Origin of the sequence: Pseudomonas sp. USHLN015 (genome assembly GCF_037153275.1) — a bacterium.
Lineage (GTDB): Bacteria > Pseudomonadota > Gammaproteobacteria > Pseudomonadales > Pseudomonadaceae > Metapseudomonas > Metapseudomonas tohonis.
Genome location: NZ_JBBCKP010000008.1, coordinates 192,687 through 218,629, shown reverse-complemented (window position 1 = coordinate 218,629; position 25,943 = coordinate 192,687). Strand labels below are relative to the sequence as shown.

Below are 25,943 nucleotides of genomic sequence, written 5' to 3'. Positions count from 1 at the left end.
CCCTCCTCCGTAAGGTTGCCTCGCGCCGGGCCTCCCGCCCGGCGCCGTCTCAGTGGGCCCGCTCCAGCGCCTGGTCGAGGCTCGCACCATCGATGCTCAGGGTCGCCGAGCTGACCATGCCGTCCAGGTAGGCCCGTGCCACCTGTTGCTGGCGTTGCGCACGCAAGGCCTGGCGCAGGCGGTCGCGCACCTCGTCGAGGCTGGCGACGCGGCCGGGCTGCTGCTCGGTGAGCTTTAGGATGTGGTAGCCGGCCTCGCTGCGCAGCGGCTCGGACACGCTGCCCACGCGCTGGCGGGCGAGTACCTGGCGCATCGCCGGGACGAACTGCACCAGCGGCTGCAGGCCGGTGTCGCCGCCGCGCTCGGCGGTGCCGGCGTCCTGGGAGAACTGGCGCGCCAGGGCGGCGAAATCGGCGTTGGCAGCCGTCGCGCGGCGGGCCAGCTCGATGGCCTGCTTGCGCACCTGCTCCTCAGCCGCACCGGGGCCGACGGCGAGGAAGATCTGGCTGACGCGGTACAGCGCGGGGGTCATCCAGTTGTCCTTGCCGGCCTCGTAGGCGGCCTGCAGCTCGGCGTCGCCGGGGTAGTCGGCGGGCACCTGGCTGACCGACTCCAGGTAGGTGCGCAGGAGGATCTGCTCGGTGGCGGCGCGGGTCAGGCGCTGGATGTCGGGGCGCTCTTCCCAGCCCTGGGCCTGGGCCTGCTGCAGCAGGGCCTTCTCCGCCAGACGCCCGCGCACCCAGCCTTCCAGGGCGCCCCGGTCGGCACGCAGCTGCTCGCGGGTGGCTGGCAGCAGGCCATCCAGCACCGCCTGCAGCTCGCCCTCGCCCAGTTCCAGCTCACCCAGGCGCGCCACCGCCCGCTCGGCGGGGGCGGCCTGGCTGGCCACCCTCGCCTGCTGCACTTGGAGCGCGGCCTGCACCGCCGCTTCAGGCGCACTGCCCGGTCGCAAGCCGAGTGCCAGGCCCACCGCAAGCGCCACGGTGGCCAGCGCACCGATGCCGACCATCCGGCCCTTGGCGTACATCGCGCTCAGGCCTCGCTGTCGGCGGTTTCGGCCGGTGCCTGGGCGGCGGCCTGCTCGCGGGCCATGGCCTGGCTGTAGTCGCGCAGGTAGGCGATGAACTCCTGCAGCAGGCGGTCCCACAGTTCCATCTGGCCCTGCAGGTGCTGCGGGCTCACGCCGGCGGCGACGATGGCGTCCATCTCCAGCACGAGGAACTCGCCCTGGCGTGACAGGCGGGCGAAGCGGCGGCTGGCGTTCCACACCTCGGCGAGGCCCGCCGGCAGCTCGCCCTGGATGCGCAGGGCGCAGCTGAAGCAGTAGTCGAGGTAGGCGCCCGCGTCAGTGGCCGGGTTGCCGAAGCGCACGGCGAAGCCGATGCCCTGGCTGGCGCTGAGCAGTTGCACCACGCCGCCCTGCTCGGTGCGGTTGACGCGGTAGCCGGCGGCCTGCAGGCGCTCGGTGAGCTGGTCGGGGGTGATGCTGTGGATCATGTCGATGGCGGTCATTGCGCGGTTCCTTGTCTGCGGTTCGGTGCCGGCCGCGCCGGCACCCGTGGGTCACTGGCCGGCGGCGGGCACCATGGCGGCGTCGAAGTGGGTCTTGTAGAGCGCATCGCCGTAGGTCTGCGCCAGCTCCTCGAACTTCACCCGGGCGCTGCCGGCGAAGGGCTGGCGGATCTTCATCACGTCGCTGACGTCGATCTTTTCGTAGGCCTCGAGGATGTCCTTGGCCACCTGGTACATCTGCTGGTTCTTGGCGGTGCACTGCTGCACCTGTTCGTCACGCGTGGCCAGGTCGGTGGCCAGCTGGGCGCGGGCCGACTCGATGCCACGGGCGCGGCCCAGCAGTTCGTCGTAGGCCTGCTTGAACTTGCCCACCTGCAGGGTGCTGGCCGCGACCTGGGCCTGGGCGGCGCTGCGCAGGCTGTCCTGCTGGCCGGCGAGCTGCTCGGCCTGGCCCTTCGCCTTGGCCAGCTCGGCGGTCAGCTGCTTGATCTGCGCCTGGGCCGCCGCCAGTTGGCCCTCGGCCGCAGTGCGCGCGGCGGCAGCCTGGGCCTGCTCGCTCTGCAACGCCTGCAGCTGCTGGGTGGTGCTGCGCAGCTGGGCACGCAGGCGCTCCTCCATGCCTTCGGCCGAGGCCGCGTTGGCGATGCTGGCCCCCAGCAGCAGGGCCAGGCCCAGCTTCAGCGGTGTGTGCGATCGGGTGTTCATGCTCTCGCTCCTTGGCCACACGCGCGTCAGAAGCGCGTGTTGACCTCCAGTTGCAGGACATCGATGTCGAAGGGCGCGCCGTAGACCTCCTCCGCACTCAGCCAGCGGACGCTGCCGACGATGTTCTTGTCGAAGCCGTAGTTGGCGCCGAGGAACCAGCCCTTGGCGTTGGTACCGCCGAGGTGGAAGGACGAGTCGTTGAAGCCGTCCGGCAGGGCGTCGGGCTCGATGCGCTTGTAGCCGGCGTAGAGGTTCCAGTCGCCGTGCTTCTTCAGGTCCAGGGCGTTGCCCAGGGTGAACTGCAGCATCCAGGCGGTATCGCCGCTCTCGATGTTGCCGCTGGCGTCGACGTTGTTGGCCAGTTGGCCGGCCGAGCGCTTGCGGATCTCGAGCTCGTCATAGCCCAGGTTGCGCAGGTAGTGGGCCTGGCTGCGCAGCTTGAAGTCGTGGAACAGCGCGGTGTCCCAGGCGAGGTTGAGGTCCACCAGGTTGAACTCGGAGGCCAGGCCGAAGTACTGCGGCTGCGGCGTGGTGGTGGGGTTGGCCGGGTCGATGACGATGTTGCGCAGCTGCATCAGGGTGTTGCCCTTCTGCATGAAGGCGGGGCGCGACTCGTCGGTGTCGCAGGCCGGCTGCCCGGAGTACAGGGAACAGGGGCTGGAGCGCCGGCCTTCGATGTCGTCGAAGCGGTAGTAGGCCAGCGCGCCCTTGACGCTGTTGTCCGCGTCCAGCTGCCAGCGGGCGCCGAGCTGGGCGCCGTAGAGCCAGTTGTTCCTGCTGCTTTCCTTGTCGAAGCCGTTGCTGCTGGCGGTGTCGGAGCTGTATTCCACCGGGAAGGCGCCGAGGGTGCCGAACAGCCCCATGTCGCGGTCCAGCGGCTGGTCGAACACCGCCGCCAGGCCGTCGAAGTTCAAGTCGCCCGAGTACAGCAGGTCGGTGGTGTAGAACGGGTTGGGCATGCGCCCGCCGGTGAGGGTCAGGCGCTCGTCGGGCTTGTAGGCGAGGTAGCCCTGGTCGAGCCACAGGTCCTTCTTGCCGAAGCCGCCGCCCAGGGTCTGGGTGGTGGACACCGGGCCGCTGTCGGAGCCGGTGCCGATGCGCATGACCGCCGTCCAGCTCGGCGAGAGCACGGCGCGCAGGCCCAGGCGGGCACGCAGGCGCAGCAGGTTCTCGCGGTCCTCGCGGGTGTTGAGCAGCGGTGGCAGCTGCCGGTTGGTGTTGGTGTTGATGTCGTAGGGGCCGCGGTCGTTGATCCGCGCGAAGTCGACGATGCGGTCGCTGTTGGTGTCGGAGTAGTAGCGCGATTCGCTGCGCAGGCGCACGTCGCCCTCCAGGCTGATGCGCGACACCCAGTCGGGGAAGGTGTTGGGCGCGGCCCAGTTCTCCTGCCTGGCCTGGGCCATGACCTCGGCCTTGACCTGGTCGCGGATCTGGTCGCGGACGATGGCCGGCACGTACTGCACGCGCACCTCGCCCGGCACCCCGGCCGGGGCCGGGGCCGATGGGGCCGTGGCGGCGGCCTGGCGGGCCTGCACGGCCTCGGCCTCGGCCTGCTGGATCAGCGCCTGGGCCTGGTCCTGCTTGAGCACGCCCTGCTGCACCAGCAGGCGGATCAGGTTGATGGTGGCGTTTTCCGAAGGCGCCGGCGGTTGCGCCAGCACCGGGCCGGCCAGGCCGGCGACCACGGCGCCTATCCCCAGCGCCAGTCGGCTCATTCTGCAGATCATGGTTCTACTCCTTGGCTGTTCTTGGTGGCGCGGCCTAGCTGGGCCGGCGTCCTTGCAACGAGATTCGGACCGGCATCGACATCGAGGCCGGCGGGCGTTCCAGGGCGGGCGAGGCACGCAGCGCGGCCAGCACCTTGGCGTCGAGTTCCGGGTCGCCGGTGGAACGGGTCAGCTCCACGCGGGTGACCTGGCCGCCCTGGTCGATCCACACGTCCAGGTGCACGCGGAAGGCCAGCGAGCGCAGCTCGGGGCTGTCGCGCATCAGGCGCTGGAAGGCGTAGGCGAGGAACTGGCTGTAGGTGCCGTTGCCCAGGCGCCCGCCGCCGCTGCCGGCCATGCCGCCGCCCTTGCCGGCGCCGATGTTGAAGGCGTCGGAACCGGCCTGGGCGTCGCCGTCCATCTGCATGGGGTTGGCCAGGTCGTCGGCGGGTGTCGGCGGTGCCTCCTCCTCCGGCTTGACCTCCTCGGGCTCGGGGGTGGGTTCCGGCTCGACGATCTTTTCCTCCACCGGGGTTTCCGGCTCCGGCGGCTTCTCCTGCACCGGCGGTGGGGGCGGCGGCGGTGGCAGCGGGATGATCGCAGGGATCTTCGGCGCCTCGCGGCGCACGCCGCTCATGTCGTTGGCCCACTGCCAGAGCAGCCAGGCGAGGCCGGCGGCGACCAGCGCCCCCAGGCCCCAGGCCAGCGGCCGGCGCCAGGTCGGCTCGGCGCTGCGGACTTCGGCGAGCCCGCTATCGGGGCCCTTGCTGGGAAAGGTGGTCATGGTCAGCCCTGGTTCGGTTTGCCGGTGACCAGCCCGACCTGGGACAGCTCCAGGCGCCGCAGCAGGTCGAGCACTTCGATGACCTTCTGGTACTGCACCGTGGCGTCGCCGCGCACGATCACCGGGAAGTCGGGGTTCAGCGCCTTCTCGGTGCGCAGGCGGTCCTCCAGCTCCGGCAGGGTCACCGGGTAGGCGTCGAGGAACACCTGGCCGCCGTCGTTGACCGAGATGGCCTTGGTCTTCGGCTGCGCCAGGGAGATGGCGGCGCTGGCCTTGGGCAGGTTGATCTGGATGCCCGAGACCTGGGCGGTGGCGGTGAGGATGAACATCACCAGCACCACCATGAGCACGTCCACCAGGGGCGTGATGTTGATGCTGTCGACGGCGGCGTCCTCGTCGTCGTCATGGCTGCTGCTCAGGTTGGCCATGGCAGCGTCCTCAGGCGGTCAGCGGCGCGCTGCCGGCATGGAGGCCCCGCCGGTGCGCCGTTTCGCTGAACTGGGATTCGCCGTGCACTTCGGCCAGGCGGGTGACGAACTCGTCGACGAACACCCGCATGTCGGCGCTGACTTCGCGGTTGCGGGTGGTCAGGCGGTTGTAGCCGAACAGCGCGGGGATGGCGACGAACAGGCCCATGGCGGTGGCCAGCAGCGCGGCGGCCATGCCGGGGGCGATGGCGTTGATGTTCACATCGCCCGCCATGGCGGTGCCGAGGAACACCACCATGATGCCCAGCACGGTGCCGAGCAGGCCGATGTAGGGGCCGCCGGCGATGGCGTTGGACAGGGTCGACAGGCGCGAGGACAGCTGCTGGTTCTCGCGGGTGCGCACGCCGTCCATGGAGGCGCGGATGGCTTCGATGGTGGCGGCGGAGATGGACGAGGTGTCGGCGCCCTGGTCGCGGCGGGTACGGATCTCCTTCACCGCCACCTGGTACAGGCGCCAGAGCGAGGAATGCACCAGGGACTCGTTGAGGGCACGGTCGTCGGCGAGCAGCTCCAGGCGGGTGCCGACCCGGGCGAACTGCTCGCGGAACAGCTGGTTGGCGCGCATCACGCGGGCCACGCTGCGGCTCTTGCGGATCATGATCACCCAGGACTGGATCATCATCAGCACCAGCACGGCGATGATCACCCAGGCGTCCACCGGCACCGCCTTGAGCAGGAAGCCGAGGCTGCCGAAGCCGAAGCCGGACTGCTCTTCATCCACGCCGTAGGCCACCAGGCGCGATTCGGCGCCCTGGGCGGTGGCGTCGGCGAGGATCAGCGCCGCCGGGCGCGCCACCTTGGACAGGCGCAGTTCGTCGATGGCCCCGGCGAAGGCACCGAAGGCGGCTGGCGCCGGGGCTTCGGCGGCGCCTTCCACGGGCACGGTCTGGCTCTGAGGCAGGTCGGCGCCGATGGCGATCACCGAGGCGAAGGCCGGCAGCGAAAGCGCGAGGCTGCCGGACTCGCGCCCATTGACGTACAGGCGCAGGGCGCTGCCGTCGGCGCTCAGCGCCAGGTGCTGCCACTGCCCGGCGGCCAGGGCCTGGGTGGCCTGGACGCGCTGGCCGTTGACCTCGACGAAGGGCAGGCCCTGGGCCAGGCCCAGCAGCAGTGCGTTGCCACCATCACGGCGGGCCAGCAGCAGCTGGTCGCCTGCGGCCTGGTCGGCACGCACCCAGGCGCTGAAGGTGAAGGCGCCACCGGCCGGCAGGGCCAGGGACGGGCTGGCCGGCAGCATCAGCGGCTGGCCGTTGAGCTGGGCGGCGCGGCCGATCACCCCGTCGATACTGCTGGCGGGCGGCGTCTGCCCATGGTTGCCGTAGGCGGTGGTGTCACGCGGGGGTGCACCGACGGCACCGTCGAAGTGGTAGACCAGGCTGTAGTCCGGGTCGAAGGTCAGCTGGCCATTGCCGGTGGCCGGGGCCTTGGCGTTGCCGTAGTACATCCAGATGTCCTGGCGCTGGCCGCCTTCCACCTGGGGTACGTCCACCCAGATCAGCGCCATGCCCATCAGCGGGTCGAAGCTTTCCACCTGGTGGTTGAGCACGGTCTTGTCGTCGGCGGCGACGAAGCGGATGTCCGAGCCGTTCTCGTTGACCCCGTCGAAGCTGAAATTGCCGGTGTGCAGGCGTACCAGCAGCGGCGTGCGCCCGGCGGCCTGGTCGATGGCGGCGCCCTGGGGCGTGGTGTCGACGGAGATCTGCTTGCGGTAGAGCCAGTCGTCCTGCCACCAGGCACTGGCGATCGCCGGGTACAGGAGCCCCAGGCTGATGAGCGCGGTGAAGATCAAGCGTTGCATGTGTGTCACTCCGGAGTCGGTGCCTGTGGGGTCAGAAGTTCGCCTGCACGCTGAAATGCACGCGCGGGTCTCGTTTTTCAGTGTTGGGGCCATCCTTCAGCGGGTAGCCCCAGTCGAGGCTGCCGGACAGCCATTCGCGCAGCGTGGCGCGGGTGCCCAGGCCGACGCTGGCGAGGCTGTAGCTGTCGTCCTGGTCGGGCAGCGGGTCCTGCAGGGAGAGCTTCGCGCCCTCGGCGAAGGCATAGAAGCGCCAGTCCTCGACGTAGCCGCCCAGGCCCTTGCCGAGGAAGGCGGCCAGCGAGGGCGTGCGCAGCTCCTGGGAGAACAGCCAGCCGTCATCGCCCGTGCGTTCGGCGGCCAGGTAGCCGCGCACGCTGGTGGCGCCGCCGGCGGAGAACTGCTCGTTGGAGACCAGCGGCCCGGAGGCCAGCTGGAAGCCCAGCTTGGTCGACGACTGCCAGTCGCCGCCGAAACCGAAGGTGTAGGTGGCGTCGCCCTTGAACACGGCGAAGCTGGGGTTGGCGCGGTAGCGCTTGTAGTCGAACGCCTCGGCGTCGCTGCCGTAGCCGAGGAACTCGCGGGTACCGGCCACCAGCGCCAGGCCGAGGCCCAGCTGCGAGGCCTCGGTGTAGCGGTAGCCGTTGTAGCCCAGGGTGATGGGGGCGTACTTGAGCGGCACCTTGTCCTCGGCGCCGCCGAATTGCAGCGACTCCTCGAAATCCTTGAAATCGACGCCCACCGACAGCGAGTGGGCCCAGGGGCCTTCCGGCGGCAGGCCGTAGATCAGCGAGACGCCGTAGGAGTGGCCCTTGCCGAGCACGTTGCTGCCGCCGATGGTGGCCACGTCGCTGTCGGACTGGTAGCCGGAGAACTGCAGCGTCCAGCGCTCGTCCAGGGGCGCTGCGTAGGAGCCGGACCAGACCTCGGCGTTGTCGCGGTCCTCGGGGGCGGTGAAGTAGGTCAGCGAGGCGCTGTGGCCGCGCTGGAACAGGTTGTTGTAGCCGAGGCTGACCACCGAGCGCAGCTTCTCGGTGTCGGCGCTGTAGTCGTTGTTCAGGCCGACGCTGGCCTGCCAGGGGTTCTTGTCTTCCACCTGCAGGTCCACGTCCATGGTCCCCGGGCGCTGGCCTTCGCGCACCAGCGGCACCACCTGGCGCCCGGGGTTGCGGTTGATCGCCGCCAGCTCGCCCTGGACCTTGGCGAAGTCGGGCACCTTGCCCTCCTCCAGCGCCGGCACGTCGTCGAGGATGGCCACCGGCGAGTAGTGCCTGGCGCCGACCACGCGCACGCGGCCCACCTTGGTCTCGCTGACCTGCAGGTAGACCACGCCGCCTTCCACCTGCTGCTCCGGCAGCTCGACGAACACCGACTGGTAGCCCTTGCCCTGGTAGCGCTGCTGCAAGGCGTCGCGGGCACCCTCGATATCGGCGAGGCTGCGCTGCGGGCCGAGGAACGGGTAGACCGCCTCCTCGATGTCGCGGGCCTCCAGAACCGTGTTGCCGCGCACCACGTACTCGTTGACGTCGACCAGCCGAGCCGGGGCGTCGGCGCTGGCCGCCGGCTGCGCCCCCTCCTCCGCGGACACCGGCGCGGCGTGGATCGCCAACGCCAGGCAGGCCGGCGCGAACGGCAGGCTCAGGGCCGCGGCGACGCCTCGTTGGTTGAATGACAGATGACCCACACAGCCCCCTCGTGAAATGGCGCCCGGTATGCCCCGGGCCGCCTTCCGTGCAGGCGTGGCCGCGCCCGAACGCGCGTGCCGCACCGCATCAGTGAACGTTTCGTTGTTGGTTCGCCGGCCGCCTTCAGCGTTGCCGTGCGCCGGCCGCGTGCCGGGCCAGCCAGGTGTGCAGCTGGGCGAAGTTCAGCGAGAACTCCGGCATCTGCATCAGGCCGCCGGAGAACACCTCGCCTACCACCCGCTCGATCAGGCGCACCGCCTGCGGGTTGTCCAGCACCTGCCCCAGGTCCCGGACGAAGACCGAGAAACCCCAGACCCGCTGGTTCAGCTCCAGGCCGACGAACCAGCGGAACAGCAGGTTGTAGTTGAGCTGCTCGTAGAGCTGCTTCTCGCTGGGCAGCGAATAGAGCAGTTGCAGCAGCAGCGCATGCAGCAGGGCCGGCAGCGGCACCTGCAGCTGCTGCGCCCGGGCCCAGCCCTGCAGCTCGGCCAGGGCCTGGCCCATCACCTCGTCGATCTGCGGCCGCAGCAAGACCAGCGAATGGCCGGGCGGGATGTAGCTGGAGACCTCCTTGAGCGCGCTCTGCCAATCGTCCTGGGACACGATCCACACCCAGGGCGCGCCGTAGCGGTAGACCGAGACCGGCTTCTTGCGCGCCGCCTCGACGATCTTCGACAGACGCTGGTCGAGCTCCTGCATGCCCACTTTCGAGTAACCGTCCATATTCCCCATCGCCCCTGTTCCACTGGCCTCGGCACGCCCGCAAACCGCGGGCGAAAGTCGTCGCCCTCCCTGGCGACACGTTCCCTTTCGGCGATATCCCTCGCCGTTGACGCTCCGTACATCACCTTGACCGGGGCCGGACGGCACCACCGAACTTTTGTCATCGAATCTTCATGAACGGAGGACGGCGGGAAGGATCTGGCGGGGTGAAAAGCGTCTGGAATGGGTATTACAGCGGGGTATTGCCCACCTCCCCCTGGTGGATGCAAAGAGCGGCATCCACCCTACACACGGCCCAGCCCCGTGCCCGCAAAGACACTCCTGTAGGGGCGAATTCATTCGCCAAGGACCGCGCAGCGGTCCCCTGAGCCTCGTGAAATGGACGGGGCGTAGCTCGGTGCTTCCGGCGAGCACCAGGTGCTCGTAGCACACCCTCCAGGAATGTCGCCAAGGGCTGCGCTCGTAAACGTGCTGTCCGGGGCGCCCGGAACCTCTGCCATTTCTGCAGAAGCGGCTCGCCCGAAATGAAGAAGCCCGGCTGATGCCGGGCCTCTTCTTCTGGTCACGCTATTCGCGAGTGCGCGGGTGATCTGTTCGTCTTTGATCAGTTTGCTGCTTTCAATATCAGCGAAGTCTGAGGTCGGTGGAAAATGCCGGGCTCATTCAGACCGCTCCTGGAATGTACTGATGTTTCTGAACTCATCCGTTATCAACTCTGCAAAGGCATCCCGTGCTCGATGCAATCCAATATTCTTGTTCCAGATGAAGTAATTCTGTATTGGCGTCAGGTCGTCGAAGACATAGCCTTTTATATTGCCAATCTTCTTGTACTGCTCGAACACGCCAGAGGGAACCAGAGAAACCCCCGCACCTGCACTGACGCAGCCAAGAATGGTTCCATAGCTCGCTATGCTGGTTATAGGAGTTGATATGTGTGCGGTCTTTAGCCAGCGCTCGAGGGCGTGGCGGTAAGGGCAACCTTCAGGCCACATGAAAATATCCAGATTGTTGACATCATCAGCAGAGGTGATTTCACCTATGGACTCCGATGCGATCAGTATCAATGGCTCTTTGTATATTTCCAGTTGGGCAATGTCAGCGTGATCGCTCTTCACGGCAATGATTGCGCCATCCAACTTGTGTCCGATAACTTCCGCCACCAATTGCGACCAGGTGCCGGTGCTGAATTGCATCTGTACGCTCGGGCACTGCACATGGTAACGAGACAATAGAGCAGGTAGGCGGCCAGTCGCTGCTGATTCGATAGCGCCTATTTTTAGCACCCCGGCTGGAGTCGCCTCAGGATCAAGCGCTCTTTTCGCTTCTTCGCAAGTATCGAGAATCTTGTTCACGTAACCGAGAAGCAACTCACCGGAAGGGCTTATAATCAGCCCCCGGCCTTTACGCAAAAAAAGATTCACTCCCAGTTCCTGCTCCAACAGCTTTATTCTGTTGGTAATATTCGAGGGAACGCAGTGCAATAGCTTGGAGGCCTTGACAATACTCCCTTGCTCTGCAGTCACTTTAAACATTTTGAGTTGCGACAGTTCCATTGCTGCACCGAAGATTCATTTAAAGTGAATAGTGACGTGATTATAAATTACTTGTTTGGCGCCTACAAGTGACCTAGTTTCGTGCCCGCCCTTAACTTCAAGCGATAACGAACCCGCTCACACACTTTATGGAAGAAGGTTAAGCAATGAATTCTATTGTTATGGAAAGTGATATTGTTGCGCCCCGCCACGAGCTGTCCATGCAGCAATTTGGCGAAGCATTTATTGAATATCTCCCAAAACACTTTGCAGCCTTGAAGATACCGGGCCGAGTGATTTCCGGTGATCAGCGTAAAGCGGCAATCCCCGCACATGTGGATCAAGTGCCAGCTATCCAGCGGGCGATGCATGATGTGCTAAATCATGAAACAACGCAAGCGTCGCAGGATTGGGCAGAAAAAAGCTTCAATGCCTTTTTAGAGAAAGAATTGGTCGATGAAGGTGTACTGAAATTTTTTAATGGCTGGAATGAAACCCATAAGACCACAAGCTTGGTTTCAGCGAAAATAATCATGCGCTTGGCTGCTGATGCAGGCGCGATTCCTGCTCACCAGCAATCCCTGTACAACAATGTCATGGCACATATGCATGAGGTGGCCAAGGATGACTTCGGTCTCGGCCATGAAGGGCACGATGGCATGTACGGATACATGACGTCCGCGTTCGGCGCTTCGCGTTGGGTCGAAAGTCAATATGTCGTGCCCGGGTGCAATGAGTTCTCAGGCTTCCTCTACAGAGCGGGCATCGCAGAAAACAAATCACCTTTGAATTCCCATGAATACAAGCGATCCATGTTGGAGGCCATGATGACGTCGGTGGCGTCAGAACTCTGGAATGGTCGTGAATATAACTATATTGCGCAATATATCGAGGAGAAGCTCCACGCCGTCAGTCCAGATCTTCGCGCTGACGTGAAGGCGCTTCGGAATGCCAAGGGTTATGTCATGGGGCATTCAGGAGAGGTGGAGAACAGGCATGGACTGCATGCATTGGCCGCAGCCCAGGCCTATTGCCGATTCGCCGACTTGGAGTTTGACATTCATCGTTTGAAAGAAATCATGATTGATTATAACGGCCGTGTTGGAAAGGCATTCCGTAGTTTGCACGAGGCCTTGACTGCTTGATCGTGTTTTAAAACTGATTGCCGCTGGTGCGATGCGGCTACGCATCAGCGGTTTCGCTCATCTGATCTCTGCATGGATACGGCTTCGGGAGATGATGTGAACAGTGGAAGGTGAAGAGATGTTTTTATGACCATTGAATATACCCTCGTAGCATTGGGTTTTTTTGCATTCTGCGGCGGGTTAATCGATGCAGCAGTTGGAGGCGGGGGACTTGTTCAGGTGCCTGCCCTGCTTCATGCGCTACCTCAGCAAAGCCTGGCGACGGTCTTCGGAACCAACAAGCTGGCCGTACTGCTGGGGAATTGCTTTTCCATATCCCGCTACCTGAGACGCATACATATTGCTTGGACGTTAATTCTTCCCACCATGATCGCTGCTTTTATTTTCTCTTTTCTAGGTGCTTTTTCTGTTTCATTGATACCTAAAGAAGCCATGGAGTACGTCGTCTTTGTGGTGTTGATAGTGATGGCTGTCTATACCTTTGCCAAGAAGGATTTAGGCAGGATTCATCGATCTGTCGAACATGGGCCAAAAGAGATTGTGCTGGGCGTTTTCTTTGGCGCGTTATTGGGATTTTATGACGGCGTATTTGGCCCTGGCAGCGGGAGTCTTTTGCTGTTTGTTTTTGTAAAGTACTTTGGTTTCGATTTTCTCAATGCGTCGGCGTCGGCCAAGCTCGTTAATTTAGGCACGTTCAGTGCTGCGCTATTTTTCTTCGTGCCTTCAGGTAATGTGCTCTGGCTTATCGGTGGCATGGTGAGCCTGTGCAATATCGCCGGCGCCCTCACCGGCGTGTTTTTAGCACTTCGTTATGGAAGTGGTTTCATTCGGATTTTCTTCCTGATTCTATTGGTGTTCCTGATAGGCCGCATGGGGTTCTCAATTTTTATTGAGGCCCCGTGACATAGACGCCCCCGTTCACGCAGCTCGCTGTGGAACTGGCGATAACCGTAACCCCTCTCCTCACTATGGCGCCGGGAACTTCGCTCAAACCCTTTCCCGACCATGCGCCTCCAGCCAGGCCAGCCATGTAGGGCGGCAGAGAATAGCCAACCACGCAGACGTTGGAGGCCGAGCAAGGCCTACCTTCTCGCAGGTAAAAAAAGAGCGGCAGTCGCCTGCCGCCCTCGGGAAAGGGGTGCCGCTCCGAGGGGCGGCCGGGGATGGGGTCAGAGGGTCAGGTTGCGCTGTTCCTCCGGGGTCAGCTGGTTGCGTGCCTGGTCGTCCAGCTGGCCGGCGCCGAGTACCTGCACACTGCTGCCGGGGTCGTAGGTGGGGGTGCGGCCGGCGCCTTCGCCGGAGGGCGCCACGCGCTCGTTGCCGAAGCCCAGCACCTGCACGGTGAAGATCGACGGCTGGCGCTGGCGCGAGGCGGCCTGCTGGTCGCGGGCCACGCCTTCGGCGGCGTCGCTGGCGGAGCTGGCCGCCGAGCTGGCCGAGGACAGCGCGCCGGTGTTCACCGCGGCCACCACCGGCACGCCGCTGGACTTGCCCTGCACCTGGATGTTGGCGGCGTTGACCACCTGCAGCGCGGCGATGTTGACGTTGCCGGAGACGCGGATGCCCGCCTCGCCCGCATCGATGGTGCCCAGGGGCGCCAGCAGGTCGATGTCGCCCGGCGGCACCTCGGCGATGGGCGCCAGGGTGGCGATGCCGGCACCGGTGCTGGGCACGGTGGGCGACAGGGTGACGTTGCCCCAGTTGTCGTAGACCCGGCGCGGCGGTGTGTACACCAGGGTGGTCTTGGAACCCCGCCCGGCGTTGATGTCGCCGGCCGCGGACCAGGCCAGGATGTCGCCGCCGAAGGTGGTCATGATGCGGCTCTGGCCCAGCAGCACGCTGCCGTTGGCGAACAGTTGAATGTCGCCCGTGCCCTGGGTGATGACCCCGGCGGTGGACGGCGGTGCCTCGCCCTCGATGCCGAACACCTGCTGCCCGCCCGGGGTGAGCATCTGGATGCCGCCGCCGAAGTTGGTGTGCACCCCGGCGCCGCCGTACATCGTGATGTCGCCCTGGTAGAGGATCGGGTTGCCGGCCACGTCGTGGGTGGGGAACAGCGCGGCGATGGCGTTGCGGCCCCGCAGGTAGCTGCCGAAGCGCGGGCTGGCTTCGTCGTTGTACTCGCGGCCGCCGGCACGCAGCTCGGCGAAGTAGATCTCCCGGGCGAACACCCGTTGCTGCTCAGCCGGCAGCGCGGCGTAGTAGGCGCGCGCCTCCTCGCTCGTGCCGCTGAAGCCGAAGCGCTGGGCCAACCAGGCCGCCAGTTCCACTTCGTAGGTCTTGGCCACGCCGCCACCCGCCAGGCTGCCGCTGGCCTCGACGCGGTTGGCCGGGTCCAGGTAGCGCTGGGCGAAGGCCAGGTAGTCCGGGCCACTGCCGACGCCGGCCTGCATGACGATGTCCGCCCCCGGCCGGTTGTCGCCCGGCACGATGGCGCCGAGGCTGGTCACCGCAGCCTTGTCTTCCATCAGGATGTTGCGCCCGGCGCTGATCTCCAGGGTGCCGGGGCCGGCGACGTTGAAGGTGCTGTAGAGGATGTCGCGGCCGGCCGAGACGATGGAGATGTCGGTCGGGTCGTCGTGGATGAAGAGGTTGCCGGTGCTGGTGGCCAGGCCTGCGAACTGCGACAGCAGCGTGCCGGTCAGCTGGCCGCTGTTGACGATATCGCGGCCGGCCATGATGCGCGCCGGGCGAGCCGCTTCGTACCAGGTCTCGCCCGCCCTCGGTGCACTGGCGAAGGTGATGAGCTCACCGGTACGCAGCCCGATGATGTCGCCGGTGAGGGCGTAGAAACGGGCCGGCTCGTCGGCACCGCGATAGGCGCTGCGGGTCCCCGTGCCACCAAAGGCGAACAGGCTGCGCCCGAGGACCCCGGCACCAGCCAGGTCTCCTTGATTGGCGCCATTGGAGTCGAGGTAGTAGAACGCCGGGTTGAAGGGGGTGGCCAGGCTGGACACCGGTGCGTTGCTGGGCGTGATGGCATAACCCCCGGCATAGATCGAGTCGCCTGCCAGAAATTCCAGCTGCGCCCTGCCGCCGGGTGCCAGCAACAACGAATAGCGGGTGGTGTTCAGGCTGTTGTCCGTCCACAACGCCGATGGGCCGTAGTAGAGGCTGCCGCCTGGTGCTGTGGCACGCAGGATCGACGGGTAGACGAAGCGGCCATCGGTGGCGGAGTAGTCCAGGCCGCTACGAACACTGTCGTTGGAGCCCGCAGGAAGCTCACCGACCTGCGTCGAGGGGGTGAGGTTGCCGCCTGCGGAGAACAGGTCGATGGCCGTGTGGTCGGTCCACAGGCTGAACCAGGAGCGGCCAATGCTCTTGCCGCCATCGAGATCCACCGGCTGCCAATTGCGGGCGTCGGTCCGCCCGGCATCGGCCGCCCCGCCAAGCACCAGGTCACCCCGGGCGTCCAGGCTGATGGTGGCGTCGCCCGGCACCAGTACCAGGCCGCCGGTGGCGCTGGCCATGGTGGCCTTGAAGGGGTCGTAGGCACGGCTTTCACGGGGGTCCTGCGACATCTGCAGCGGCCCATTGACCTGCTCGATGCCGCCGAAGGAGCCCGCACTGGCACGCACGGCGCCACGCAGGTTGGCCAGGCTGCCATTCAGGTCATGGCGTTGTGCGACCGGGCGGCTCCGGTCGTCCAGCATCGCGCGCGCGGTCAAGGCCGGGTTGAGCCCACCGCCCACCTTCAGATCGAGGTCGCCACCGCCGGTGAGCACCAGTTCACCGTCCACCATGCGCCCGGTCGAGCCCACCGCCAGTACCAACCCCTGGCTGCGGGTGGCGATGGTGTTGTCCAGGGTGCCCCGGGCCGCCAGCATGCCGGCGTCACCGCCGACACGTACATCGAGGTTGCCACCCCCCAGGGTTCCGAACCCGGTGAAACCGGTGAAGGCGACGTTGTCGTTGAAGGGCATGTAGGTGCCGAAGTTGATCCACCAGGCGGTGGGTATCTCGCCATTGACGCCGCCGCCCTGGCGCCACAGCCAGCTGCCGACGCTGGAGCTTTCAGGCTGGTCGAGTCCGCCACCGCCCATCAGTTTGGAACCGAGGATATCGCCGGTCAGGTCACCGCCGACGGAAAGCAGCAGGTTGCCGCCATGATCCGGGTACCAGGCGCGATACAGGCTGCTGGCCCCACCATTGACCAGGGCTTCGTAGCTGCCGCCGTTCTTGCCCAGTACCGTCGCATCGAGCGTGCCGTTAGAAAGCTGAGTGAAGCCCCGCGGCTGATTGAAGACTGCTGACGCGGCCAGATCCAGGGAAGAGGTGCCGGCCGTATAGATGCCGTACAGGGACTGCATGCTGAAGTCACCAGCACTGATCAGGTCCAGGTCGCCGGTACCGACTCGAAGCACACTGAAGCGACTGGTTCCCAGTGCGTATTCATATTCCGTTGGCGCCTGCGTAGCTCCACCGCTACACAAACTGGCCCAGGCGCAGACCTCGTCCTCAGTGATGGCGAACTCCAATGCGACTTCCGCCACGGGCCTCCCCGCCTGGGACGCGTCCCCATAGAACACCGTGGAGCCCTCGGCAGTCAGCAGGCGCGGTGACGCCGCTGCATTGCACAGGCTGGCCCAGGCACAGACCTCGTCCTCGGTGATGGCGAATTCAGCTGCCACGTCCGCCACGGATTTACCGGCGTGGGATTCGTCCCCATAGAAGGTCATGGAGCCTTCGGCCGTCAGCGTGCGCGGAGCGGTCGTTGCCTTGCACAGGCTGTCCCAGGCGCAGACCTCATCCTCGGAGATGGCGAACTCCGCTGCCACGTCCGCCACGGGCTTGCCGGCATGGGACTCGTCGCCATAGAACACCATCGAGCCTTCTGCCGTGAGCACTCGCCCACCTGTGGGCTGCCCGGGCTTGGCGGTCACCAGGTAGCCGTAGTGCGTATCGGCCACGCGAAGCTCGCCCCGCTCGGCGTAGGGGTCCACCAGGCGAGTGTCTGCCGCCTGCAGATCGGCGCCGGCCACGGCGCGCAACGACCAGGATTGAGTGCCTTCGGCCAGCATCTGCGCGGCGGCCCAGTTGCGCCCCTTGCCATCCCCGCCACGCAGGTTGATCTTCTCCACGCCGGCGGTGAGCTTGACGTCGGTTCCGGCTGGGATGAGCGCCCCCAGGGCCAGGGTCAGGCTGCCGGACTGGACGACCACATCCGGATGGCTGCTGTCGACAGAGCGCAGCGGGTTGTTCGGCAACGCCACGCCCTTGGGCCAGTTCATGCCCGTGACCGCCGTGTCGCCTGTCAGCAGCGTGCCGGCGCCGAGGATCATGTCCTTGGCCAGGGTGATATCGGCGGAGAGTCGCGTACCTGCCGCATAGGCCAGGCTGTTGTCGGCGTTGCGTATATCACCGGAGAGCACGGTGCCGGCTGGCAGCGTCAGAGGCTGATCCAGCGTCGCAGCGATTGGCAGGCGCGTGCCGGCCGCCAGGGTCATGGCCTTGATGGGCAGGTCGTAGTTGAGCACGGTCCCCGCCGGGAAGGCGGTGCCATCCTGCAACTCGATACCCGCGCGCGGCACCACCACATCGCCATTGAACATCTGCTTGCCGGGCGTCAGCACCCAGCCGGCGTCGTCCTGGGTTTCCGGCGGCGGCATGAAGCCGTCGTTGACGCTGCCGAACACGGAGAGGTCGCCACCGGCGCGGATCACCAGGTTGCCCACCTCGCCCGAGCCGTAGACACCATTGAGCTTCTGGGCATGGGGATTGAGGCTTGCGTAGCGATGGCCGGAAAGGTCCAGGTCACCCTGCACCACCAGGTCGCCATCAGCGGTCTTGCTGACGATCTCGACGCCCGGGCGCAGGTGGAAGGCGTCGGCATAGGCGCCGTTGTTGAGGCCGGCCAGCTTGCCGTTGACCAGTGCGCCATTGGCCAGGGCGTTGTCGATGAAGGCCAGGCTGTCGGTGTGTTTCTGGTCCAGGTAGTTCTGGTCGATCTCCTGGTAGCGGTGCCCGTTGACGGGGTCGGTGACCTCGCGTGCGTCGTCGTAGCGCTGCACACCGTTCACCGCGATCAGCCTGGCGCCCTGGATGTCCAGGCTGCCGCTGGCGTCGATGGCGATATCGCCGGCGGTGGCGCCGCCCAGGCGCGGGGCGTTCAGTTCCAGGGTGCCGCGGGCCTTGCCGTCATGGCCACTGGTAGCAGCGGTGCCGTGGCGCAGGTCGATGCGCGCGCCATCGGCCAGGGTCAGCAGGCCGTCGCCGGAGCCCAGTTCCACCATGGCGCGGTTGGGCGAGTCGATGATCTTGCCGTAGCTGTCCACCCGCAGCAGGCTGCCGTGGGCGTCCAGCAGTGCGTTGCCGCCGATGGTCAGGCCCTGCTTGCCGGCCAGGCGGATGGAGCCCACCCGCTCGCCGCTGGCGTCCACGGTGCCGTTGACGGTGAGCGTGCCGCCGTCCACCGAGACGTCGATCGCCCCGGCCTTGAGGCCATCGCCGATCACCAGGTCGCCCTGCTTGAGCTGGAAGCTGCGGCCACCGAACACCTGGCCCTGGTTGAGCCGCTGGTTGAGAGCGGCGAAGTCGTCGCTGAGCTCGCCATCGCCCAGGTGCTGGGCACGGATGTCAATGCTGCCGGCCTTGAACGGCACCAGGGTGCCGCCAGCGTCGTAATAGCCGCTGCTGCTACCGAGGATGCTGCCGCGCAGGTCGACGCTGCCGGCACCCGCGGCCAGGGCGGTGGCCTTGAGGCTGCCGGCCTGGTTGTTCGTGGCCGAGAGGTCGATCACCGAGCCGGACGCCTGGCGGATATCGCCGTTGCGGCTTTCCAGGATCAGGTCGCCGCCCCAGCTGTACTTGTTCACGTCGTTGAAGGTGACCTTGCGCCCGGCGAGGTCGATGCGCGCGGCATCGGTGAGGGTCAGTTGCGCCTCGGCCTTGAGCGTCAGCTTGCCGCTGGGCAGCACCACGGCTCCTTCCAGCAGCAGGTTGCGGCCGCTGAGGGACAGCTCGGCGCCCAAAGCGTCTCCGCCGATGCTGGGCACTGCACTGCCGTTCGGCGCACTGACGCGGATATCGCCACCTGCGGTGATGCGGTTGACCGAGCCGGCGCCGCCGGTCATCACCGGCGTGCTGATGGTCAGGTTGCCGCCGCTGTACTGGAAGCCCTTGCCGGTGACATAGCCATCCTGGCGCTGGTACACCGAAAGGCCGCCCTTGTGGTTGGCGGTGATGCGCTCGCTGGCGTTGAGGTTGACGTTGGCGAAGCCCACGGCCAGGCGATCGCGAATCGTCGCGGCGGTGGGTTGCGCGTCCGGCTGGTAGCCGAACTCGATGCGCTCGGCGTCGATCACCAGGTTGCCCGCGCCGGTGCCGGCACCACTGGCAATGATGGAACCGGCCTCGTTGTGGGCGCCGTTCCAGATCAGGTTGGAGGTGTGGATGCGCGCGGTCTCGCCCGCCTCGCCCTTGCCGTAGAGGGCCGGGGTGGTCAGCACCAGTTCCTTGAGGCGCGATTTGCCATCGCCCGCGTAGGTATCCAGGCTGGCATTGCCGAAGAAGTTGAGCGAGTCGCGAGCGCCCAGCACCAGGGTCTCCAGGGCCGGCGCGCCGGTGCTGGTGTCACCGCGCAGCAGGCGGTCGAGCACCTGCTGGTTGAGGGTCAGGCCGCTGGGCAGCAGGTTGCGGGCGGCGAGGTCGGCCAGCGCCTCGGCACTGCCGACGTTGATGCCGCCCACTGCCAGGGTCAGGTTGCGGGTGCCGTAGTTGACCGCCTCGCCCAGTTCGAAGGCATTGTCGGTGGCCGTGGCGATGGTGCCCTCGGAGTAGAGCCCGGTGGTGCCGCTGCAGATGCCGTCGCAGACGCCGATGCGGATGCTGCCCGGGGCTTTCTGCGGCTCCTGCGGGTTGGCGGCGTCGGGCGCCAGCATGTTCAGGTAGCCGTTGGAGACGGCCAGCACGCTGTTGCGGCCCGGTTTGTAGATGTAGCCATCGCGGGAGTCACGGGGTGCCGCGCCCTGGCCCAGGGTGCTGATGCTGGCGCCCTGCTCCACCGTGATGCCGCCGGTGGGCCCGGCGGTGACCAGGAAGACTTCCGGGGCCTTGAGGGTCGCACCGCTGCGCAGTACCAGGTTGGTGGTGCGGGCCACGCTACCGCCCGTGCTACTGGCACCGTCGTCGAACTGGATGAAGTTGCCGCCCTGGCCGTAGAAGGAGCGCGCATAGGCGCCGATGTTGAGGCTGCCGGCGCCGATGGCGTTGAGGGATTCATCGGTCAGGGTCACGCCGTTGAAGCCGGCGGTGGCGCCCTGCCCGGCCCTGACGATCTCCAGGTTGCCCGTGGAGGTCTGGGTGATGCTGGAGGTGCTGCCACGCCCGCCCTCCCCGCGCGCCTTGAGCAGTTCGCCGGCGAAGCTGAAGCTGGGCCGGTCGGTGGTGTTGTTCGCAAAGCTCAGGTTGAAGGCCTTGGCATCCCTGGGCATCAGCGCGGCGGGAATGCCCAGGCGCGCCGCGTCGGCCTGGAGGAACTGGCTGAAGCGGGTCTCGTTGTACTGGGAGTAGCGGCGCAGTACATCGGCCGAGGTGAGGATCACCCGGCTGGCCAGGCTGTCCCGCGCGCCGCTGGCCAGGCCGAGGGTGCCGGCGGTGGACCAGGAGCCATTGCGCATGGCCTGGGTGGCGATGACGCCGCCCTGCCCGGCCAGGCCGTTGACCTCCACGCGGAAGGCCCCCGGCAGCAACGCATAGGTGGATGGCAGCAGCGTATAGGTGCCCGCCGGCAGGCCCGGCACGCCGGCGCCGAGGGTGATCTGCTGGCCCACCCTGGGGTCGACCGCGCCGCCCTCGCCGCCCTGGGGCGCATAGCCGGCCTGCACGCCGGGGACGATGGCGTAGACCGGGTTGCTGCCAAGGGCCGGCAGCAGGAAGCCATCGGCGCCGTACTGCATCAGCGGGTTGAAGCGCGCATCGGTGGAGCCACCGCGCCCGGAGACGAAGCCCGCGCCGACCAGCTCGCCACCGCCGGATACATCCACCACCGCGCCCTGGGCGACATCGATCACCTGCCCCACCAGGTCGACCTTGCCCGGCATCAGGCTCTGCCCTTCCTTGAGCAGGTCGTTGGACAGCGACACGCCGTCGTAGAGCCAGGTCTTGCCGTCCACCGTGCCGCCGTAGGGGATCACCAGGCCGGCACCGCTGACCGAGGTGAGGCTGCCGGGCAGCAGGTTGACGATGCTGGCGGGCCGGGTGGCGTCGCCCTGGTAGCCGAGTATCAGATCGCCCAGCGGCGCGCGCAGGATGCCGCCCTGGTTGATGACGTCCGCCTGCAGGCTGAGCGAGCCGAAGGCCGAGTAGGGAACGGACGGCAGGCCGCTACCGCTGCGGCCGATGTCGATCCTCGATGCACTCACCTGCCCTTTGACACCGGTACCCGTATAGATCTGGGCGGCGCTCATGGCCAGGTTGCCGGGCACTTGCAGGCGCATGGCGCGGGCGTCCTCCGTGCTCAGCAGCCGCAGGTCCCCCTGGCTGCTCAGGTGCACATCGGAGAAGGCCCGACGGTCCACCACCTGCGCGCCCCCCTGCAGCATCAGGATGCTGCCCCGGGCGCCCAGCCTGACGGCATCGCGCACATCCAGCAGGCCTCTGGCCGACAGGTTCAACCGACCCGTGGCAGGGCGCTGTGAGCTGCCGACGCGGATGGCGGTGTCCGTACTTGCGCTGTCTGCAGGCGCCCCCGATGCCCCGGCCAGGCGCAGGTAGCCACCCCGCAAATCAACGATGGATCCTGCAGCGGTCGTCTCGGCCAGGCCGTAGGTACCGGCATAGAGGTTGAGCGCGTTGGCCATGTCCAGGTTCAGCGCCCCGTCGAAGCTGAGCAAGCCGGTACTGAGCAGGGAGAGGTTGTCGAAGCCCCCACCCACCACCTGATCCACGCCCAGCCGGCCATTTCCGTACTGCAACCAGGCGGCGCCCTGGCCCGGCTCAACGCCGCTCGGCAGCGATTCGCCCTGGTGTTGCGCCAGGACCAGCTCCCGAGCCTGGCGTACCGCATCGGTCGCCCTGGGGTCGTTTATCCGATAGGACGGGGCACCGAGTGCAACGGAGAGGCTGCCCCCCGATGCCCCTGCGCCACCGGCCTCGGCCTTGAACTGGCCATCCAGATAGAGCCCGCTGGTGGACGCGAAGGCGATGCTGCCGCCATGGCTGGCCACGGGGGTGGCGCCCTGCCCCGGGATGTCCAGCACGGCCTGGGCACCGGATGCGTCCAGGCGCGCGCCCTGGCGCACCACCACGAAGGCGTCGGTGGCGGTTAGGCTGCCCGTGGCGTGGTCGATCTCACCGCCGATGACGATGCTGCCGCCGTTGCGCACCGTGCCATAGCGATTGCCACGGCTGTCCACGGCCGTGACGGCGCGGGCGGCGGCATCCAGCACGGCGTTGTCGCCGATCCAGAGGGACTGGTAGGTCTCCAGCGGTTTCTGCAGGGCGATATCCGGGTTCGAGACGATCGAGTTGACCGAGATTCGTCCGCCCCATGCGTTCAGGGTGCCGTCCACCGTCACCTGGCCGATGCCGGCCAGGCCGATGGATTGGCCGGGGTCGACATTGAGTATCGCCCCCTTGCCCACCAGCAGATGGGTGGTGGCGATATCACCCACCGCCGTGATGCCGCTGCCGGCGCGCAGCGACAGGCTGGCCCCCTGGCGCTGGGTCAGCATTCCCTTGGCGGCATCCTCCAGGTAGAGAGGGGGCGTCCAGGTTTCCAGGGCGTCACGGGGCGCGCCGCCCGTGGCCAGGCTGGCCGCCCCTTCGCCCTGCTGGTACACCGGCATGCTCACATCCACCCGGGTGCCCTCGGCCACTTCCAGGCCGCGGTTGCCCGCCACCTCGTAGGCGGAGAAGCCCTTGTCGAAGAAGTCGCCACGCAGCAGCAGGGTGCCGGCATCGGCCGAGGTGGCGCTGTCGCTGATCAGCACCTTGCCGGCCTGCAACGCCAGGGTGCCACCGCCCTTGACGCCCTGGCCGCGCAGCTCGCCGCCCAGGCCCAGTACACCTGCGCCACTGGCGGTGTTGGCGTTGGCCGCCAGGGTCAGGTTGCCGCCCTTGCCGCCTTGCAGCTTGCCGCTGGCCAGCAACGCGGCGCCGGAGGAGACGTCCACCAGGCTGCCGCTACCCAGCAGGGTGCTGCCGCTGCTGCGCAGGGAGACGCTGCCGCCATCGAGGTACGCCAGCGCACGGCTGTCGTTCGGATCCAGCAGCAGGTTGCTCCACAGGCCGCTGGCATCGAGCCTGGCGCCACTGGCGAGGGTGACGGACGCCGCTCCGCCCAGCGTGGTATCGGCCTTGCCGGTGGCGGTGATCTGGTTGAGCACGTTGCCCAGCTGGATGCTGCCGCCATGGGCGGTGATGTCGGCGTTCACCTCCACCTTCGGACCGAACAGGGTGACGTTGCCCGCCGGGGCCACCTGCAGGTCGCCATCGACGCGGATGCCCTCGCTGGCGGCCACCTTGACCGCCCCGAGGTTGAAGCCGTTGAGCTGGGCACTGTCGAGGTAGAGGATGCCCTCGCGGCCGGCCGGCAGGGCCGAACCCAGGTCCAGCCCATCGGCGATGCGGGTGCCGCCCTCGCCGAGGATCACGTTCTTCAGGGTGTTGGCATCGGCGCCCAGGGCATATTCCAGGGTGCCGCTGCCCTTCACGTACCAGGGGGTGTAGCTGCCCACCACCAGTTGGGCACCACGGGCCACGGCCTTCTGCGACTGGCTGTAGCCGTCGAGCCCGGCCTGGGCGCCACGGGTCTGGCGCTCGCCCTGGTAGGTGTCGCTGGCCAGGGTGCCTTCCAGCACGGCGTTGCGGGTGCCGATCACCAGGGTTCCGGCGTCGCGGCCCACGGTGTAGCCGCCTTCCTTGCGCTCGTTCGGGGCGATCAGCGGGGTGTAGTAGTAGTCGGTCTGGCCCCAGCGCTGGCTGTGGTCCTCGTAGCCCTTGTAGAGGCCGGTGTAGAGGATGTCGCCCGGTGCGCTGGAGAGCTCGTAGAGGCGCCCGTCGGCGCCCTTGAGCCAGGTCTGCTTGATGGTGCCGGCCTGCACATCCAGGGTGCCGCCGGAGAGGTTGATCTGCGAGCCGGCCTGGGTCACCACCTCGTTGCCGGTGAAGCTGACGGTGCCGCCCTGGGCCATCCACTCCGCCACGCTGTGGCCCTGGGTGCCCAGGTAGCCGCCGACCTCCAGCAGGCCGCCGGCGGTGTACCAGCGGTCAGTGGCATAGCCGTTGGTGCCGGCGGGCACGAACACCAGGTCGCGCACATCGACCCAGACATCGTTGTTGTTCAGGCCGCCGCCATCGCGGTTGACCGAGGAGTCGCGCTGTTCGTTGCCCTGCAGGTTGACCTTGACGCTGTTGGACTCCATCGCGACCTTGACCCCGGTGGCGCCGGAGACGTCGATCACAGCGCCATCACGCACCAGGCTGCGCTGGCCGGCGTTGACCGCCACCTGGCCACCGGTGGCGAGGGTGATGGAACCCTTCTGGAAGTCCACGGTGCCGCTGCTGTCGATCTGCACCAGGGATAGGTCGCGGCGGTAGGCGTCGCCGGGAATCACCTTGCCATCCTGGGTCACCGCCGGGGCGATCAGCGCATCGCGCTGGCTGTCCAGGGCCGTGGCGCTGGCGTCCAGCAGGATGGCGGTGGTGCTGCCCTCGCCCAGGGTCACGCTGCCGTTGGCGCCGGTTGCGGTAAGGTGCACCGTGCCACGGGCATCGGCCGAAGTGCTGGCCAGGGCCGCGCCGTTCTGGCGCACCTGGTGGCCGGCCAGGGTCACGTCGCCGCTGGCGGCGAGGATCACCCCGCTGTTGGTCACCGTGCCCGTGCCGCCGACGGTCACCTCGTTGCCACGGGTGGTGGAGGTCGGGCTGCCGTCGGTGCCATAGCCCTTGCGGATGGTGAAGCTGTCGCCCGCCGCCAGCAACGCCTGGCCCTTGGGCGTGACAATGGTGCCGGCGTTGTCCACCTCCTTGCCCAGCAGCAGCACGTAGCCGCCGCCAGCCGTGGAGGTGGCCGGCGCGGCGGTGTTGAGCTGCGCACCCTGTTCCACGCGGATGGCGCCCTGGGCGTTGGTGAAGGCCGGGTTGCTGCCGCTGTAGAGGCCGCCGGTCTTGAACTGCTCGTCGCTGAAGTCGGTGGCCGCGGCCACCAGGTTGCGCACGTTGACCTGGCTGCTGCCGCTGAACACCACGCCGTTGCCGTTGAGGATCATCACCGTGCCGTCGCCCTTGATCTGGCCCTGGATCTGGCTCGGCGCCGTGCTGTTGCCGACCTTGTTCATCAGGGCCCAGCTGGCGTCCTGCTGGAAGGCCACGGTGGTATCGCGGCCGACGTTGAAGGTCTCCCAGTTGAGGATGGCCTTGTCGGCGGTCTGCTTGATGGAGACCAGCACCTTGCCATTGGCGTCGGTCTGCACCGGCCCCTCGGCGTTGACGAACAGCGGCTTGCCGTCCGGGCCTATCACCACGTTGAGGCCGTTGCCGCCCAGGCCGTTATGAATGGTCTGCGGGCCGCTGGAGGCAGCGGCGCTCCCCGCCGCCTGGGCGGCCTGGGCCGCGGCGATGGCCGCCACCGTGTTGTTCATGTTGGCGAAGGTGCGCCCCAGGCGCTCCTGCACCCGTTGCTGCTGGGCCAGGGGCGGCGGCGTGCCCGGCGCCGGGGTGGTCGGCCGCGTAGCGCCCGAGGCCTGGGCCGCGCCCTTGGCGGCGAACCAGGCGGCGCTGAACGCCGGCTCCGCCTGGGCGCCACCGGCCAGCAGCATCAGGGCGATGGCCTGGGCCAGGGGCTTGAGCGGCAGGAAGCCGTCGTGGCGGGTGGCGGTGCGGGAAGCGGGCTTGCTCGGCTGGGAACGCATCACTACGGATCCTTG

12 protein-coding genes and 1 pseudogene are annotated in these 25,943 nt (G+C 67.2%); 2 read left to right on the top strand and 11 right to left on the bottom strand.

Translation table 11 applies throughout. The features are described from left to right. Positions 1–49: 49 nt before the first annotated feature. The 10 genes and pseudogenes from WFQ67_RS17755 to WFQ67_RS17710 form a co-directional block, all read right to left on the bottom strand. Complete coding sequence (locus WFQ67_RS17755; RefSeq protein ID WP_337057731.1) at positions 50–1,027, bottom strand: peptidylprolyl isomerase; 978 nt, start codon at positions 1,025–1,027, stop codon at positions 50–52. Positions 1,028–1,032: 5 nt separating this feature from the next. Then, entirely contained in the window at positions 1,033–1,512 is a 480-nt protein-coding gene (locus tag WFQ67_RS17750) for a YbjN domain-containing protein (RefSeq protein WP_213630320.1), read from the bottom strand. A gap of 51 nt (positions 1,513–1,563) precedes the next feature. Continuing rightward, positions 1,564–2,217 (bottom strand): DNA repair protein, encoded by a 654-nt coding sequence (locus WFQ67_RS17745; RefSeq protein WP_173179866.1) that lies wholly within the window; start codon positions 2,215–2,217, stop codon positions 1,564–1,566. 26 nt (positions 2,218–2,243) lie between these two features. Then, a complete protein-coding gene (locus WFQ67_RS17740) occupies positions 2,244–3,944 on the bottom strand; it encodes a putative porin (protein ID WP_337057730.1) in 1,701 nt (566 codons plus the stop codon). A gap of 34 nt (positions 3,945–3,978) precedes the next feature. After that, positions 3,979–4,707: an energy transducer TonB family protein gene (locus WFQ67_RS17735; RefSeq protein ID WP_213630314.1), complete on the bottom strand. Its 729-nt coding sequence runs from the start codon at positions 4,705–4,707 to the stop codon at positions 3,979–3,981. Between the two features lie 2 nt (positions 4,708–4,709). Further along, positions 4,710–5,135, bottom strand: a complete 426-nt coding sequence (locus tag WFQ67_RS17730; protein ID WP_021221719.1) for an ExbD/TolR family protein — start codon at positions 5,133–5,135, stop codon at positions 4,710–4,712. A 10-nt stretch (positions 5,136–5,145) separates the two neighbouring features. Next, on the bottom strand, positions 5,146–6,993 hold the full coding sequence (locus WFQ67_RS17725) for a DUF2341 domain-containing protein (RefSeq protein WP_213630312.1): 1,848 nt from the start codon (positions 6,991–6,993) through the stop codon (positions 5,146–5,148). Between the two features lie 31 nt (positions 6,994–7,024). Beyond that, the gene (locus WFQ67_RS17720) at positions 7,025–8,632 is read right to left on the bottom strand and encodes a ShlB/FhaC/HecB family hemolysin secretion/activation protein (RefSeq protein WP_442969606.1); all 1,608 of its coding nucleotides are present in this window, start codon (positions 8,630–8,632) and stop codon (positions 7,025–7,027) included. A gap of 369 nt (positions 8,633–9,001) precedes the next feature. After that, positions 9,002–9,116 (bottom strand): annotated as a pseudogene (locus WFQ67_RS30445) (transposase); the annotation flags it as partial. 941 nt (positions 9,117–10,057) lie between these two features. Next, positions 10,058–10,951, bottom strand: a complete 894-nt coding sequence (locus tag WFQ67_RS17710) for a LysR family transcriptional regulator (protein ID WP_337057729.1) — start codon at positions 10,949–10,951, stop codon at positions 10,058–10,060. Positions 10,952–11,097: 146 nt separating this feature from the next. Here WFQ67_RS17710 and WFQ67_RS17705 point away from each other — a divergent pair, with 146 nt between their 5' ends. After that, a complete protein-coding gene (locus WFQ67_RS17705; RefSeq protein WP_337057728.1) occupies positions 11,098–12,075 on the top strand; it encodes a hypothetical protein in 978 nt (325 codons plus the stop codon). 126 nt (positions 12,076–12,201) lie between these two features. After that, positions 12,202–12,978: a sulfite exporter TauE/SafE family protein gene (locus WFQ67_RS17700; RefSeq protein ID WP_213630307.1), complete on the top strand. Its 777-nt coding sequence runs from the start codon at positions 12,202–12,204 to the stop codon at positions 12,976–12,978. A gap of 266 nt (positions 12,979–13,244) precedes the next feature. Here WFQ67_RS17700 and WFQ67_RS17695 read toward each other — a convergent pair whose 3' ends face one another. Then, on the bottom strand, positions 13,245–25,928 hold the full coding sequence (locus WFQ67_RS17695; protein ID WP_337057727.1) for a filamentous haemagglutinin family protein: 12,684 nt from the start codon (positions 25,926–25,928) through the stop codon (positions 13,245–13,247). Between the last annotated feature and the right edge of the window lie 15 nt (positions 25,929–25,943).

Bases quoted from the DNA above. Each gene is read 5' to 3' on its own strand.
- WFQ67_RS17755 (WP_337057731.1), bottom strand. From the start codon at position 1,027: ATGTACGCCAAGGGCCGGATGGTCGGCATCGGTGCGCTGGCCACCGTG.
- WFQ67_RS17735 (WP_213630314.1), bottom strand. From the start codon at position 4,707: ATGACCACCTTTCCCAGCAAGGGCCCCGATAGCGGGCTCGCCGAAGTC.
- WFQ67_RS17745 (WP_173179866.1), bottom strand. From the start codon at position 2,217: ATGAACACCCGATCGCACACACCGCTGAAGCTGGGCCTGGCCCTGCTG.
- WFQ67_RS17705 (WP_337057728.1), top strand. From the start codon at position 11,098: ATGAATTCTATTGTTATGGAAAGTGATATTGTTGCGCCCCGCCACGAG.
- WFQ67_RS17750 (WP_213630320.1), bottom strand. From the start codon at position 1,512: ATGACCGCCATCGACATGATCCACAGCATCACCCCCGACCAGCTCACC.
- WFQ67_RS17700 (WP_213630307.1), top strand. From the start codon at position 12,202: ATGACCATTGAATATACCCTCGTAGCATTGGGTTTTTTTGCATTCTGC.
- WFQ67_RS17695 (WP_337057727.1), bottom strand. From the start codon at position 25,928: ATGCGTTCCCAGCCGAGCAAGCCCGCTTCCCGCACCGCCACCCGCCAC.
- WFQ67_RS17710 (WP_337057729.1), bottom strand. From the start codon at position 10,951: ATGGAACTGTCGCAACTCAAAATGTTTAAAGTGACTGCAGAGCAAGGG.
- WFQ67_RS17730 (WP_021221719.1), bottom strand. From the start codon at position 5,135: ATGGCCAACCTGAGCAGCAGCCATGACGACGACGAGGACGCCGCCGTC.
- WFQ67_RS17725 (WP_213630312.1), bottom strand. From the start codon at position 6,993: ATGCAACGCTTGATCTTCACCGCGCTCATCAGCCTGGGGCTCCTGTAC.
- WFQ67_RS17740 (WP_337057730.1), bottom strand. From the start codon at position 3,944: ATGATCTGCAGAATGAGCCGACTGGCGCTGGGGATAGGCGCCGTGGTC.